The sequence below is a fragment of the Microbacterium sp. zg-YB36 genome (assembly GCF_024623575.2).
Classification (GTDB): domain Bacteria; phylum Actinomycetota; class Actinomycetes; order Actinomycetales; family Microbacteriaceae; genus Microbacterium.
The window spans coordinates 1,076,522-1,090,177 of the sequence record NZ_JANJFD020000001.1; the positions used below are offsets into that span (position 1 = coordinate 1,076,522).

Sequence of the window (13,656 nt, forward strand, 5' to 3'; positions counted from 1 at the left end):
GCGGTGCCCAGCCTATCCTCTGGCCATCGCACCGACCCTGGACGGCCGGAACGGCGGCGGCGACGCCTCTAGAATCGGCACATGGCCCACGTGACGCTGCCCCGCGAGATCCTGCCCACCGACGGACGCTTCGGCTGCGGCCCCTCCAAGGTGCGCGCCGAGCAGATCCAGGCCCTGGTGGGCCCCGGCCTGGCAGTGCTGGGTACCTCCCACCGGCAGGCGCCGGTGAAGAGCCTCGTCGGCAGCGTGCTGGCCAACCTCGGCGAGGTGTTCCGGCTGCCCGACGGCTACGAGGTGATCGTCGGCAACGGCGGGACGACGGCCTTCTGGGATGCCGCCGCGTTCGGCCTGATCGAAAAGCGCAGCCAGAACCTGGTGTTCGGGGAGTTCGGCGGCAAGTTCGCCGCCGCAGCCGCCGCGCCCTGGCTCGACGCCCCCGACGTGCGCAAGGCCGAGCCTGGCACCCGCGCCGTCGCGGTTCCCGTCGAGGGTGTCGATGTCTACGCCTGGACGCACAACGAGACCTCCACCGGTGTGGCTGCCCCCGTCGAGCGGGTGCACGGCGATGCCGGCGCGCTGACGGTGATCGACGCGACCAGCGCCGCCGGCGGCATCGACTTCTCCGTCGGCCAGGCCGACGTCTACTACTTCGCCCCGCAGAAGAACCTCGGCTCCGACGGCGGCCTGTGGTTCGCGGTGGTCTCCCCCGCAGCCATCGAGCGCATCGAGCGCATCGCGGCATCCGGGCGCTACATCCCCGAGTTCCTCAGCCTCAAGAACGCGCTGGACAACTCCCGCCTGAACCAGACGCTCAACACCCCGGCCCTGACGACCCTGTACCTGCTCGACAACCAGCTGGACTGGATCATCGGCAACGGCGGCCTGCAGTGGGCCGACGCCCGCACCCGCGAGTCGTCGTCGGCGCTGTACGACTGGGCCGAGGCCTCGTCGTTCGCGACCCCGTTCGTCACCGATCCCGCCGACCGCTCCCCCGTCGTGGTGACGGTGGACTTCGACGACGCAGTGGATGCCGCGGCGGTCGCGAAGAACCTGCGCGGCAACGGCATCGTCGACACCGAGCCCTACCGCAAGCTCGGCCGCAACCAGCTGCGCGTGGCCACGTTCGTCTCGATCGAGCCCGACGACGTGCGCCAGCTCATCCGCTGCATCGACTACGTCGTCGACCACCTCTGACCCGCGCCGGAGTCACGGGGTCGTTGCCGGGCCGGCTCCCGTGGGCCCGGCAGCCCTCGGTCGTCATGAACGTCCCCGGAACGCCCGGCGGTGGGGCCCTTTGCGACGACCGAACCCGCGGCGGCCGTCCCCGCCGGCGCCCGCCGGCCCGTCAGTCCAGCAGGGGCTCCGGCGGGTCCAGCACCGCGGCGACGATCGCCTCGATACCGAACTCGGTCGCCCGTCCCAGGTCGACATCGGTGGGATCGAGCAGCCACTGCACCTGCAGGCCGTCCATGACGGCCAGCACGGCGGCGGATGCCTGCGCGATCGTGTCCGGCGCGTCCACTCCCCGGTCCTCACAGAGGGCACGGAAGGCCTCGGCCGCCTCTTCGCGCAGCGTGCGGTAGCGGTGGAGGAAGTAGTCGCGGCCGGGATGGTCGTCGGTCACCGATTCGGCTGACAGCACGACGTATGCCTGCACGACGCCGGCGCGCTGCGCGTTGCGCATCGCGGTGCGCACGAGGTGGCGGAACAGGTCCACCCCGTCGGGGATGTGGGCGCCCTCGAGTCCGGCCACGTCGGTCTTGTCGCGGTGGGCGAGCATCTCCAGCAGCAGCTGATCCTTGGATCCGAAGTGATGCAGGATGCCGGCGTGGGTCATGCCGACGCGGTCGGCGACATCGGACAGCGTGCCGCCGCTGGACCCCTTGCTGCCGAACACCTCGACGGCGGCATCGAGGATCTCGTTGCGGCGGGCGGCGGTCTCTGGCCTGGAGCGAACCGGGCGGCGTTGCTGGCTCATAGGCAGAGTCTACTTGCACTACTTACTTACGCGACGGTAAGTTGAATTCGCCCTCGAAGTCGAGGCACGCACGACGCAGTTTTCTTCTCCGTCGGGCTTCGGTATCGACATCGCTGGCAGCCCCCCACCCCGAGGGCACGGCTGCGCCGTGGCCCCACTCTCAAGGAGAAGCAATGAGGCTCAAGACCTCTTTGGTCGCCGCCGGCGTCGCCGCCGCGCTGGTACTCACCGGATGCTCGGCCGGAAGCTCGGACTCGTCCGAGCCCGAAGCCGGCGCCGCGCTGACGATCGCCAAGCCGGATGGCCCGATCACCACCGAAGGCAACAACCCGTGGGTCGGCGACTCGTCCGCGATGCGCCTCGGCTACGCCAACGCGATCTTCGAGCCGTTGGGGATGGTCAACCTGGTCGACCCGAGCGCCGAGGTCGAGCCCTGGCTGGCCTCTGAGATCACCTGGTCCCCCGACTACACCTCCGTCGCATTCACCGCACGCGAAGGCGTCACCTGGAACGACGGTGAGCCCTTCACCGCCGACGACATCGCCTTCACGTTCTCGCTGATCAAGGACACCCCCGGTCTCGACACCGCCGCCCTCGGCATCACCGACGTCGCCCTCGACGGCGACACGGTCACCGTGAGCTTCGCGACGTCGATGTTCGTCAAGCAGGACAAGGTCGTTCACAAGCTCATCGTTCCCGAGCACATCTGGGCCGACGTCGAAGACCCGACCTCGTTCGCCAACGAGGAGCCCGTCGGCACCGGTCCCTACACGCTGTCCAACTTCAGCACGCAGAGCGTCGAGCTGACCTCGCGCGATGACTACTGGGGCGGCGAACTGGCCGTGCCGACGCTGTACTACGTCTCCTACGCGGACAACACGGCACTGACCACGGCGCTCGCCAACGGCGATGTCGACTGGGCGCAGGCGTTCATCCCCAACGTGCAGTCGGCATACCTCGACAAGGACGAGGACAACGTCTACTGGGCGCCTGCGGGTCTGGGCATCGACACGATGTTCGTCAACACCCAGGAGAAGCCCTTCGACGACGTCGCGTTCCGCACCGCCGTCAACATGGTGATCGACCGCGAGCAGCACGCCGAAATCGCGCGCGAGAACGGCGTTCCGGCGCTGACTTCCGTGACGGGCCTGCCGACCCCCGCCGGTGACGAATACATCCTCGACGAGTACGCCGGCGAAGAATTCCCGGTCGATGTCGACGGTGCGAAGTCGGTGCTCGAAGAGGCCGGCTACACCTGGGAGAACGAGACGCTGATCGATCCCGACGGCACCGAGGTCACCTTCACGCTGTCGGTCCCGCAGGGCTGGAACGACTACGTCACCGGCATCAGCCTGATCTCCGACTCCGTCGCCCAGCTGGGCGTCGAGGCGGCCGTGGACACCCCCGACTCCGACTCGTGGTGGGAGGCGCGCAGCGCCGGCGAGTTCCAGGCGATCCTGCACTGGACCGACTCGGGCGCGACGCCGTACGACCTGTACAGCGACATGATGGACGGCCGCTTCCTCAAGCCGTTCGGCGAGCCGGCCGACTACAACTTCGGCCGCTTCGACAACGCCGAGGCCACCGAGGCGCTGAACACGTACGCCACCACGACCGATGAGGCGGCTCGCACCACGGCTCTGGAGACCATGCAGCGCATCTTCGTGGAGGAGGTGCCGGCCATGCCGATCGGCACCCGCCCGTTCATCAGCGAGTTCAACACCCGCAACTACGTGGGCTGGCCCGGTGAAGATGACCCGTACATCAACGCCGACCCGACCCAGCCCACCTCGGTGCTGATCCTCACCAAGCTCCAGCCCGCCGGCTGAGCCATCCCCCTCGCGGCATCCGGGCCGATCCCCCTCGGCCCCGATGGCCCCCGGCCCCCCGGAAGCCGTACGCATGACCGACGACGTTCTGCTGGAGATCACCGACTTCAGCGTCACCTACGACGTGGACCCGCCTGTTCAGGCCGTCCGCGACGTGTCCCTCCAGATCCGCCGCGGCGAGATCCTGGGCCTGGCCGGCGAGTCCGGCTGCGGCAAGACCACCCTCGCCTACGGCGTGCAGCGGCTGCTCAAGCCGCCGGCCGTGATCACCGGCGGCTCCGTCGTCTTCCACGATGCCAACGGCCAGAAGGTGGCCATCAGCGAGCTGACCGACGGCGAGATGCGCACGTTCCGGTGGGCGAAGGCATCCATGGTCTTCCAGGGCGCCATGAACGCCCTGAACCCCGTCATGACGATCGGCAGCCAACTGGCCGATGTCTTCACGACGCACCGCCCGAAGATGAGCCGTGCGCAGCGCACCGCCGAGTGCGGCGACCTGCTCGACATCGTCGACGTCGGCCGCGACCGCCTGAAGTCCTACCCTCATGAGCTCTCCGGCGGAATGCGCCAGCGCGTCATGATCGCGATGGCCCTCGCGCTCCGCCCCCAGCTGATGATCATGGACGAGCCGACGACGGCCCTGGACGTGCTCGTGCAGCGCGACATCCTGCGCCAGATCTCGGCCCTGCGCCACGAGTTCGGCTTCTCCGTCGTCTTCATCACCCACGACCTGCCGCTGCTGCTGGAGATCTCCGACCGCATCGCCGTGATGCGCGAGGGCCGCATCGTCGAACTCGACACCGCCGAGAACCTCTATCACCACGCGCAGCACGAGTACACGCGCACCCTGCTGGGCGCCTTCCCCAGCCTCACCGGCGACCGCGGCGACTTCGTGCGCGGCGGCGACCGCGTCCCCACTCTGGAGGTCCCCCGATGACCACCCTCGAATTCCGCTCCGTCACCAAGCGCTACCGCGTGCGCGGCGCCGGGCACATGCTCGCTCTGGACGACGTGAGCTTCCGCCTCGGATCGGGGCAGACCGTGGCACTGGTCGGCCAGAGCGGCAGCGGCAAGTCCACGATCGCCAAGATCATCACGCAGCTCGAGCGCGCCACCAGCGGCGACGTGCTGCTCGACGGCGCCCCGCTCCCCCGCGGTGGGCGGGCCCTGCGCAGCTACCGCCAGCAGGTGCGCATGGTGTTCCAGGACCCCTTCGCCTCGCTGAATCCGTACCACACGGTGCGCCACCACCTGGAACGGCCGCTGCGGCTGGACCACGTCGTCCCACGGGACGAGGTCGAAGCCGAGGTGCGCCGGCTGCTCGAGCGCGTGCGCCTCGACCCGGACGGCACGATCGAGCGCCGCCCGCATGAGCTGTCCGGCGGGCAGCGCCAGCGCGTCGCGATCGCGCGCGCACTGGCATCCCGGCCCTCCCTGCTGGTCGCCGACGAGCCGGTCTCGATGCTCGACGTGTCGATCCGGCTCGGCGTGCTGAACCTGCTCGCCGAACTGCAGCGGGAGTCGAACCTGGGCGTGCTGTACATCACGCATGACCTGGCCACCGCCCGCCACTTCAGCGACCGCATCATGGTGCTCCACCACGGCCGCGTCGTGGAGGAGGGCACCGCGGACGATGTGATCCTGCGTCCGCAGCACGAATACACCCGGGCGCTTCGCGACGCCTCCCCCGACCCCGACCGGCACTTCGCCGCACCCACAGAAGGAGCCCTGTCGTGAGGTTCGCCGCACGCCGCACCCTGTTCTACGCGTTCACCGCCTGGGCTGCGATCACCATCAACTTCTTCCTGCCGCGGATGATGAAGGGCGACCCGATCTCCGCGTATCTGCAGAAGAACCAGGGCAGGATCAGCCCCGAGGCAGCCGATGCCCTGCGCACCCTCTTCGGCCTCGACACCGACAAGAACATCCTCGAGCAGTACATCGACTACTGGGCGCTGCTGCTGCGCGGCGATCTGGGTCGGTCGTTCTCGCACGGTCTGGCTCCGGTGACCGACGTCATCGCCACCGCGCTGCCGTGGACGGTGGGCCTGGTGGGTCTTGCGACGATCATCTCGTTCTTCGTCGGCACCTCCGCCGGCGCGATCATCGGCTGGCGCCGCGGACGCGCATCGGATGCCGCCATCCCGATCGCGAACTTCTTCTCCTCGGTGCCGTATTTCTGGATGGGCCTCATCGCCATCGCCCTGTTCTCCACGGCGCTGGGTTGGTTCCCCGCCTCGCACGCGTACTCGAAGGGCGCCGACCCGGGCCTGACGCTGGAGTTCATCGGCGACGTGATCTACCACGGCACCCTGCCGGCACTGACGATCGTGCTGGCCTCGCTCGGCGGCTGGATGCTCGGCATGCGCAACATGATGATCACGGTGCTCGATGAGGACTACATCACCGTCGCGCAGGCCAAGGGCCTGTCCCCCGCCCGCGTGGTCACCCGCTACGCCGCCCGCAACGCGATGCTCCCGCAGCTGTCGAGCTTCGCGCTGTCGCTGGGATTCATCGTCGGCGGCACGCTCGTCATGGAGCTCGTCTTCAGCTATCCCGGAGTGGGCAAGCTGCTCCTGGATGCCACCACGTCGAAGGACTACCCGCTCATGCAGGGGCTGTTCCTCGTCATCACCCTCGCCGTCCTGATCGCGAACATCCTCGCCGATGTCGCCTACGCGGTCCTTGACCCCCGCGCCCGCCAGATGGAGGCCTGACATGACCATCCCCACCACGACTGCCCTCGAGGCAAGTGAGCCGGAAGAGGCCCGCACCCCGCCCTCAGGGCTGCAGCGGATGGGTGCATCGTTCGCGATGTTCCGCAACCGCAAATCGCTGACCGGGCTGATCATCCTGGGCATCTTCGTCCTGGTTGCCGTGTTCGGCGATCTCATCGCCCCCTATGGCCCGCTGGACAAGGACTACACCGCGCTGAAGCAGGCCCCCTCGTGGGCGCACTTGCTGGGCACGACCCACATGGGTGAGGACGTCTTCAGCCAGCTCGTCTACGGCACCCGCGGGGTGCTGCTGGTCGGGTTCCTCGCCGGCATCCTCGCCACCGCAGCCGCCGTCGCGGTCGGTGTGGCATCCGGAATGCTCGCCGGCTGGCGCAGCGAATCGCTGTCGGCACTGACCAACGTGTTCCTCGTGCTGCCGGGCCTGCCCCTGATGATCATCATCGCGTCGCAGTACGACGACCCCAGCCTGTTCCTCATCGCCGGTGTGCTGGCCCTCACCGGCTGGGCGTGGGGGGCGCGCGTCCTGCGCGCCCAGACGATGTCGCTGCGTGACCGCGACTTCGTGCGCGCCGCACGCGCCAACGGCGAGCCGCTGTGGCGCATCATCACGGTGGAGATGCTGCCGAACCTGATGGCGATCATCGCCTCCAGCTTCGTCGGCACCGTCACCGCGGCCGTGCTGGGTCTGACGACCCTCGCCTTCATCGGCATCATCCCCATCACCAACCTCAACTGGGGCACGATCCTGTTCTGGGCGCAGCAGAACGGCGCGTTCCCGGACTACTGGTGGTGGTACGTGCCCGCGGGCCTGTGCATCGCCATGCTGGGCATGGCGCTGTCACTGATCAACTTCGGCATCGACGAGTACGTCAACCCTCGGCTGCGCTCCGCCGGCGAGCGTGCCCGCGCGCTGCGCAAGAAGGGCATTGCCCCCACCAGCGGCGTCACCGCCGTGCGCCGCACGCCCCCCGCATCCCGCACCTCCCCGCACGACAAGACGGAAGTTCCCTCATGACGACTCCTCTGAACTCCGACGCCGCGTATCTCGACGCGGCCCTGCCGGTCGCCGAGCGCATCGCCGACCTCCTCGCGCGCATGACGCTCGAGGAGAAGGTCGGCCAGATGATGCAGCTCGACGCGCGCGACGACATCGAAGACCAGGTGCTGCGCCGCCACGTCGGCTCGATCCTGCACGCCTCGCCCGAGCGGCTCGCGCTGGCGCACGACCTGGTGTCGCGCACTCGCCTGCGCATCCCGCTGATCGTGGGCGAGGACTGCATCCACGGGCACTCGTTCTTCGTCGGCGCCACCATCTACCCCACCCAGCTGGGGATGGCGGCGTCGTGGGACCCGCAGCTGCTGGAGCGGGTCGCCCGGGCCACCGCCGTCGAGGTGGCGGCCACCGGCGTGCACTGGACCTTCTCCCCCGTGCTGTGCATCGCCCGCGACCTGCGTTGGGGCCGCGTGAACGAGACGTTCGGCGAGGACCCGTTCCTCATCGGTGAGCTCGCCTCGGCGATGGTGCGCGGCTACCAGGGCGGCGGGCTGAGCGATGACACCGCCATCCTCGCGACGGCCAAGCACTTCGCCGGGTACTCCGAGACGCAGGGCGGCCGCGACGCGAGTGAGGCCGACCTGTCGCGCCGCAAGCTCCGCTCCTGGTTCCTGCCGCCGTTCGAGCGGGTGGCGAAGGAAGGATGCCGCACGTTCATGCTCGGCTACCAGTCCATCGACGGCGTGCCGATCACGGTGAACGACTGGCTGCTCAACGACGTGCTGCGCGGCGAGTGGGGCTACACCGGCACCCTCATCACCGACTGGGACAACGTCGGGCGCATGGTCTGGGAGCAGAAGGTGCAGCCCGATCACGCGCACGCCGCGGCTGCCGCGGTGAAGGCCGGCAACGACATGGTCATGACCACGCCCGGTTTCTTCCAGGGCGCGCTGGACGCGGTCGCGGCGGGCACGCTCACCGAGTCCGACATCGACCGGGCGGTCAGCCGCATCCTGAAGCTCAAGTTCGAGTTCGGGCTGTTCGAGAACCCGCGCCTGCCCAATGCCGTTCGCATCGCGAACGTGATCGGCAACGCCGCGCACACCGCGCTGAACCGCGAGACCGCTCGCTGCTCCCTCGTGCTGCTGCGCAACGACGGCCTGCTGCCGTTGACCGACGCGACCTCGTCCTCCGGGGATGGGCGCGCCGTGGCATCCGGACCCGCCCGCCGCATCGCGGTCGTGGGTCCGCTCGCCGACGACGCGCAGACGCAGCTGGGCGACTGGGCCGGCAACTCCGGCCAGGCGGGGTGGCTGCCCGACGGTCAGCCGCGCGAGATGATCACGACGGTGTTGCAGGGTCTGACCGTGCACGCGCCGGATTCGTGGGGCGTGGAATACGCGAAGGGTGCGGACATCCTGACCCTCGCCGACGACCCGGAGGGCGCATTCTTCCCCGACGGGCAGCCGCGGCCGCAGGTCGTGGTGCCGTGTGAACCGGATGCCGAGCTGATCGCCGAGGCGGTCGAGGCCGCCTCGCGCGCCGATGTCGTGGTGGCCGTCGTGGGCGACCGGATCGAACTGGTCGGCGAGGGCCGCTCCACCGCCACGCTGGATCTCATCGGCGGGCAGATCGCGTTGCTGGAGGCGCTGGCCGCCACGGGCACTCCGATGGTGGTGGTGCTGCTGGCATCCAAGCCGCTCGTGCTGCCGGCGGCAGTGGAATCCGCCGCCGCCGTGGTGTGGGCGGCGAACCCCGGCATGGCCGGCGGGCACGCCGTCGCCGAGCTGCTGCTGGGGCTCATCGAGCCCAGCGGCCGGCTGCCGATCTCGTTCGCCCGTCACGCCGGCCAGCAGCCGACGTACTACAACCAGATCCGCGGGCAGCACGGCTCGCGCTACGCCGACCTGACGCAGAGCCCCGCGTATGCGTTCGGTGAGGGGCTGGGGTACACGCGCGTCGAGTACGCCGACCTCGTGGTGGAGGACGCCGAGCTCGGGGAGCTCGGGATTGACGACGTCGTGCGCGCGAGCGTGACGGTGCGGAACCTCGGCGATCGGCCCGCCCACGAGGTCGTGCAGGTGTACGTGCGCGACGTGGTGACCTCGGTGAGCTGGACCGACAAGGAGCTCAAGGCCTACCAGCGGGTCGAGGTGCCACCGCGCTCCGAGGTGACGGTGCAGCTGGAGCTGCCGGTCGCCGAGTGCACCATCGTGGATGCCGACGCGCGACGGATCGTCGAGCCCGGCGCCTTCGAGCTGCTGGTCGGCCCCTCATCACGGGACGCCGCGCTGCTGAGCGCAGGGTTCACCGTGCGGGGCTGACCCACCGGCACGTGCCTTCGGTCGTCGCGAACGTCCCCGCCACCGTGGTTGCGGGGACGTTCGTGACGACCGAGCCCTCCGCGCCGGCACGCGCCGGCATCCGCGTGCGCTCAGTCGTCGCAAACGCCCCCGCCGAGCCCGTCGTCGGGGTCGTTCGCGTCCACCGAACCAGCCGCGCCGGCCCGCGCCGGCATCCACGTGCGCTCAGTCGTCGCAAACGTCCCCGCCACCGTGAGTTCCGGGGTCGGTTGCGACGACCGAGCGTCGCGCGCCACCGGACTCGGGCGGCGGGTTCAGTCGCCCGATTCGTCCCGGTCGGCGTCGTCGACGGGGACGTACGCGTCGTCCGAAGACTCGTCATCGTCTTCGTCGGCATCCTCGTCGTCGTCGACGGCGCTCTCGTCGAGCTCGTCGAGCTCGTCGATGTCGGCATCCTCGTCGTCGTCGACGGCGCTCTCGTCGAGCTCGTCGATGTCGACACCGTCCAGGTCGCCGCCGTGCAGGATCGCCGAACCGTCGTCGTCGAAGTCCGACGCATCCAGATCGTCGAGGTCGTCGACGTCATCGCCGTCGTCTTCCTCATCGTCCAGGTCGTCATCGTCCTCGTCGTCGGATGCCGCGAGCTCGCCGGATTCGGCCGCCGCGGCCGCCTGCACCGCCTGCGCTGCCTGGTACTCGGCCAGACGAACCGCCCATGGCACCCACTCGGGGGCCAGCAGTGCGCCGTCGCCGGGGAGCAGTTCCACCTCGAGCACGGTCGGCTCGGAGTCTTCGACGGCGGCGATGCTGACGGTCCAGAACCACCCGGGGTAGCCCCCGAGCCGGTTGTTGAACCGCAGCGAGACGACACCGTCGTCTTCGAGCTTGTAGCCGGCGGCATCGCCGATCGACGCCTCCGGGGTCACCTCGCGCAGCGCGGCGCGAGCGAGGTCGTGCGCGGCCAGCAGTCGTTCGTCGCTGGGGTCAGGCCTCGAAGTCATCAGCTACCTTGCGCAGCACTGCTGCGATCTTCTTCGCGTGCGGACCGCTCGGGTACCGGCCGTGACGCAAGTCGCCGCCGATGCCGTCGAGCAACTTGACGAGGTCTTCGACGATGATCGCCATGTCGTCAGCGGGCTTGCGGCTGCGCTTGGACAGGCTCACAGGGGCCTCGAGCACGCGCACCGATAGCGCCTGCAGCCCCCGTTTGCCGTCGGCGACGCCGAATTCCAGGCGGGTGCCGGGCTTGAGCCCGGTGGTGCCGGCGGGGAGGGCGGTGGCGTGCAGGAAGACATCCTGGCCGTCATCGGCGGAGATGAAGCCGAAGCCCTTCTCCTCGTCGTAGAACCTGACCTTGCCGGTGGGCATGCGAACCTCGTTGCATCGGGCCTGCACAGGTGCAGGACGCCAAACGGGGCCGATCGGACCCCAGAACAGCCTACGGCACCGACCACCCACTAGTCTGGAGCCGATGAGCACACGCACCCCCGGCGAAGACATGCCGATCCGCCGAATCGACCGCATTCTTGCGTTCATGTCGTTCGGTCTGCTGCTGCTGTCGATCGTCAGCTTCGTGGCGATCATGATCGGCTCCGCCGCGGGTGGCGACATGCGCAGCGGCCTGTGGCCGACCGTGGGCGGCATCGTCTGGTTCGCTCCTCCCCTGGCCTTCGTCCTGCTGATCGCGCTGGTGATCATGAGCTTCGTGCGAAGGGCTCGCGCCAATAGGACGAACTGACGTGCCCTACCCGGCTGATTCCCGTGCGCTGGCGACCTGGCTCGCCGCGCAGGACGACGCCGCGCTCAGCGCACTGCTGTCCCAGCGGGGCATCTCCCCCAGCGCGTCGTGGGCCGACTTCTTCGACGCCGCCGAAGCGATCCAGGATGCCGCGCCGCTCGCGCGTGCCCTCGCCGCACTTCCTCGGCCGCTGGCCGAAGCCCTCATCGCCGCCGGTGACGGCACCGTGGCCGAACCGGCCCGGTCCGAACTGATCGCCCGCGCCCTCGTCGCCCCCGACGGCGAGGTGTACCGCGCCGTCGCCGAGGCCGTCGCAGCCCACCCGTCGGCACCGCAACCAGCCCCGGCATCCCCGGCCACCGCGTCACCGACCCCCGCGTCACCGACCACCGCGTCACCGGCCCCCGCGTCCGAATCGGATGCCGCCGCGGCCGAGCGTGCCTTCACCGCCGCCGCCACCCTCGCCGACATCCTGCAGCTCGCCCTGGGGGCGCCGCTCGTGCGCATCGGCTCGGGCGCGCTGGGCGCGACGGAGCGTCGCCGGCTGCTGGAGGCGGGCATCGTCGACGACGCCGCCACCGCCGACGAACTCGTCGCACTGTCGGCGGTGACGGGACTGACCGCGCCCACCGACAAGGAGTGGCTCGTCACGTCTGCGGGCCTGGAGTGGCTGCGCGCGGGCACGGTCGATCGCTGGGGGGACGTGGCGCGCCGGCTGCGCGACGCACTGCCCTCGGCGCTGCGCACCGCCGACGGCGGCTGGACCGACCCCGCCGAGTGGCCCGCGGCCTACCCGTTCGACCCGTCGTGGCCGCCGCGCGCGGAGCGGTGGCGCGCCCTGATGCACCGCTGGGCCCTCATCGGCGCCGACGGCACCAGCGCGCCGTGGGCGAAGGGACTGGCCGCCGGCGACGAGACCGACCTGGACGAACTGCGGGCGCTGCTGCCCTCCGAGGTGGACCGCGTCTTCCTGCAGAACGACCTCACCGCGATCGCGCCTGGGCCGCTGGCCCCGCACCTGGACATGCGCCTGCGCACCATGGCGATCCGGGAGTCGCGCGCGCAGGCATCCAGCTATCGGTTCACGCCCGATTCGATCGGCGCCGCCATCACCGGCGGCGAGACCGCCGAGTCGCTGCGCGAGTTCCTCACCGACCTGTCGCTGACCGGCCTGCCGCAGCCGCTGGCCTATGAGATCGAGCGCACCGCGGCCCGGCACGGCCTGATCCGGGTCGTCGACGACCCGGCATCCGGATCCACCCTGGTCTCCAGCGAGGACCCCCGGGTGCTCGACACGCTCGCCGTCGACCAGGCGCTGCGCCCGCTCGGGTTCGTCCGCCACCCGCAGGGCCTCGCGTCACGCTCGAGCGCCGACACCGTGTTCTGGATGCTCGCCGACGCCCGCTACCCCGTCGGGATGCAGGACGCGTCCGGCCACACCCGCACCGTGATGCGCCACCGCCTGGCCGCCGACCCGGCCGAGGCGACCGTGCGCGCCTATGACGGGCTGCTGGCGCGGCTGCGCGCCGCGCACGACGCCGACGCGGATGCCGCGTGGCTCGGCCGCGAGCTCGAACAGGCCGTGCGGGCGAAGTCGCTGATCGTGGTCACCGTGCGCCTGCCCGACGGCTCGACCCGCGACTTCACACTCGAGGCCAGCGGCCTCGGGGGTGGGCGCCTGCGCGGACGCGATCGCGCCGCCGATGTGGAGCGCACGCTGCCGGTGGCGAGCATCGAATCGGTGCACCCGGTCTGAGTCCGCGGTTTCAGCCCGCGGGTTGTTCGTACTCGCCCAGTGCCACGACGACCCGGTCGAGGAATTGGTCGACGGCATCCGAATCGTAGGGTCCGCCGCGCCGCGTGTAATCGAACTGCTTCACCACGATGTCTTCGCCGCGCAGTCGCGTCCAGCCGCCGCTCTCCCGCGCTTTGAGGGCCTCGGCGCACTGCTTCAGGAACTCGTCGACGTCCCCGGTGGCGTAGCCGGCGGGGCCGAACAGGCCGAGCACAGTCTTGAGCCTGGGGAACTGGACACCGCGGATGTCGGAACTGTGCACGACGTGACAGTAACGGATG

At 70.0% G+C, this 13,656-nt stretch carries 13 protein-coding genes; 9 read left to right on the plus strand and 4 right to left on the minus strand.

Annotated features, from left to right (window positions below; translation table 11 throughout):
* Window positions 1-81: 81 nt before the first annotated feature.
* Window positions 82-1,194, plus strand: a complete 1,113-nt coding sequence (gene serC, locus NQ151_RS05220; RefSeq protein WP_257527238.1) for a phosphoserine transaminase — start codon at window positions 82-84, stop codon at window positions 1,192-1,194.
* A 151-nt stretch (window positions 1,195-1,345) separates the two neighbouring features.
* Here serC and NQ151_RS05225 read toward each other — a convergent pair whose 3' ends face one another.
* Window positions 1,346-1,978 carry a TetR/AcrR family transcriptional regulator gene (locus NQ151_RS05225; RefSeq protein WP_257527239.1) on the minus strand — a complete coding sequence of 211 codons (633 nt, stop codon included), beginning with the start codon at window positions 1,976-1,978 and terminating at the stop codon, window positions 1,346-1,348.
* 173 nt (window positions 1,979-2,151) lie between these two features.
* On the opposite strand from NQ151_RS05225, the gene NQ151_RS05230 reads away from it, so the two are divergent.
* From NQ151_RS05230 to NQ151_RS05255, 6 genes are all read left to right on the plus strand, one after another.
* Entirely contained in the window at window positions 2,152-3,807 is a 1,656-nt protein-coding gene (locus NQ151_RS05230; protein ID WP_257527240.1) for an ABC transporter substrate-binding protein, read from the plus strand.
* Window positions 3,808-3,880: 73 nt separating this feature from the next.
* Window positions 3,881-4,744 carry an ABC transporter ATP-binding protein gene (locus NQ151_RS05235; protein WP_257527241.1) on the plus strand — a complete coding sequence of 288 codons (864 nt, stop codon included), beginning with the start codon at window positions 3,881-3,883 and terminating at the stop codon, window positions 4,742-4,744.
* The gene (locus NQ151_RS05240; RefSeq protein ID WP_257527242.1) at window positions 4,741-5,544 is read left to right on the plus strand and encodes an ABC transporter ATP-binding protein; all 804 of its coding nucleotides are present in this window, start codon (window positions 4,741-4,743) and stop codon (window positions 5,542-5,544) included. The genes NQ151_RS05235 and NQ151_RS05240 overlap by 4 nt, the downstream gene beginning before the upstream one ends.
* Window positions 5,541-6,524: an ABC transporter permease gene (locus tag NQ151_RS05245; protein ID WP_257508255.1), complete on the plus strand. Its 984-nt coding sequence runs from the start codon at window positions 5,541-5,543 to the stop codon at window positions 6,522-6,524. Before NQ151_RS05240 ends, NQ151_RS05245 begins: the two co-directional genes overlap by 4 nt.
* A gap of 1 nt (window position 6,525) precedes the next feature.
* On the plus strand, window positions 6,526-7,560 hold the full coding sequence (locus tag NQ151_RS05250; RefSeq protein ID WP_502883556.1) for an ABC transporter permease: 1,035 nt from the start codon (window positions 6,526-6,528) through the stop codon (window positions 7,558-7,560).
* Window positions 7,557-9,863, plus strand: coding sequence for an exo-beta-d-1,3/1,6-glucosidase (locus NQ151_RS05255; RefSeq protein ID WP_257527244.1), 2,307 nt, complete (start codon window positions 7,557-7,559; stop codon window positions 9,861-9,863). Before NQ151_RS05250 ends, NQ151_RS05255 begins: the two co-directional genes overlap by 4 nt.
* 293 nt (window positions 9,864-10,156) lie before the next feature.
* Here the strand turns inward: NQ151_RS05255 and NQ151_RS05260 are convergent, their stop codons facing one another.
* Complete coding sequence (locus NQ151_RS05260; RefSeq protein ID WP_257527245.1) at window positions 10,157-10,843, minus strand: DUF3027 domain-containing protein; 687 nt, start codon at window positions 10,841-10,843, stop codon at window positions 10,157-10,159.
* Window positions 10,827-11,210, minus strand: coding sequence for a cold-shock protein (locus tag NQ151_RS05265; protein WP_257508252.1), 384 nt, complete (start codon window positions 11,208-11,210; stop codon window positions 10,827-10,829). Before NQ151_RS05265 ends, NQ151_RS05260 begins: the two co-directional genes overlap by 17 nt.
* 103 nt (window positions 11,211-11,313) lie before the next feature.
* Between NQ151_RS05265 and NQ151_RS05270 the strand changes: the two genes are divergently transcribed.
* Both NQ151_RS05270 and NQ151_RS05275 read left to right on the plus strand, forming a co-directional pair.
* The gene (locus tag NQ151_RS05270) at window positions 11,314-11,580 is read left to right on the plus strand and encodes a multidrug ABC transporter ATPase (RefSeq protein ID WP_257527246.1); all 267 of its coding nucleotides are present in this window, start codon (window positions 11,314-11,316) and stop codon (window positions 11,578-11,580) included.
* A 1-nt stretch (window position 11,581) separates the two neighbouring features.
* Window positions 11,582-13,336 carry a helicase-associated domain-containing protein gene (locus NQ151_RS05275; protein ID WP_257527247.1) on the plus strand — a complete coding sequence of 585 codons (1,755 nt, stop codon included), beginning with the start codon at window positions 11,582-11,584 and terminating at the stop codon, window positions 13,334-13,336.
* Between the two features lie 10 nt (window positions 13,337-13,346).
* On the opposite strand, the gene NQ151_RS05280 is transcribed toward NQ151_RS05275, so the two are convergent.
* Complete coding sequence (locus NQ151_RS05280; protein ID WP_257527248.1) at window positions 13,347-13,637, minus strand: DivIVA domain-containing protein; 291 nt, start codon at window positions 13,635-13,637, stop codon at window positions 13,347-13,349.
* Between the last annotated feature and the right edge of the window lie 19 nt (window positions 13,638-13,656).

What these genes read in the sequence shown, in the direction of transcription:
- NQ151_RS05265 (WP_257508252.1), bottom strand. Translation starts at nt 11,210, where the DNA reads ATGCCCACCGGCAAGGTCAGGTTCTACGACGAGGAGAAGGGCTTCGGC.
- NQ151_RS05240 (WP_257527242.1), top strand. Translation starts at nt 4,741, where the DNA reads ATGACCACCCTCGAATTCCGCTCCGTCACCAAGCGCTACCGCGTGCGC.
- NQ151_RS05225 (WP_257527239.1), bottom strand. Translation starts at nt 1,978, where the DNA reads ATGAGCCAGCAACGCCGCCCGGTTCGCTCCAGGCCAGAGACCGCCGCC.
- NQ151_RS05235 (WP_257527241.1), top strand. Translation starts at nt 3,881, where the DNA reads ATGACCGACGACGTTCTGCTGGAGATCACCGACTTCAGCGTCACCTAC.
- NQ151_RS05230 (WP_257527240.1), top strand. Translation starts at nt 2,152, where the DNA reads ATGAGGCTCAAGACCTCTTTGGTCGCCGCCGGCGTCGCCGCCGCGCTG.
- NQ151_RS05255 (WP_257527244.1), top strand. Translation starts at nt 7,557, where the DNA reads ATGACGACTCCTCTGAACTCCGACGCCGCGTATCTCGACGCGGCCCTG.
- serC (WP_257527238.1), top strand. Translation starts at nt 82, where the DNA reads ATGGCCCACGTGACGCTGCCCCGCGAGATCCTGCCCACCGACGGACGC.
- NQ151_RS05260 (WP_257527245.1), bottom strand. Translation starts at nt 10,843, where the DNA reads ATGACTTCGAGGCCTGACCCCAGCGACGAACGACTGCTGGCCGCGCAC.
- NQ151_RS05250 (WP_502883556.1), top strand. Translation starts at nt 6,526, where the DNA reads ATGACCATCCCCACCACGACTGCCCTCGAGGCAAGTGAGCCGGAAGAG.
- NQ151_RS05270 (WP_257527246.1), top strand. Translation starts at nt 11,314, where the DNA reads ATGAGCACACGCACCCCCGGCGAAGACATGCCGATCCGCCGAATCGAC.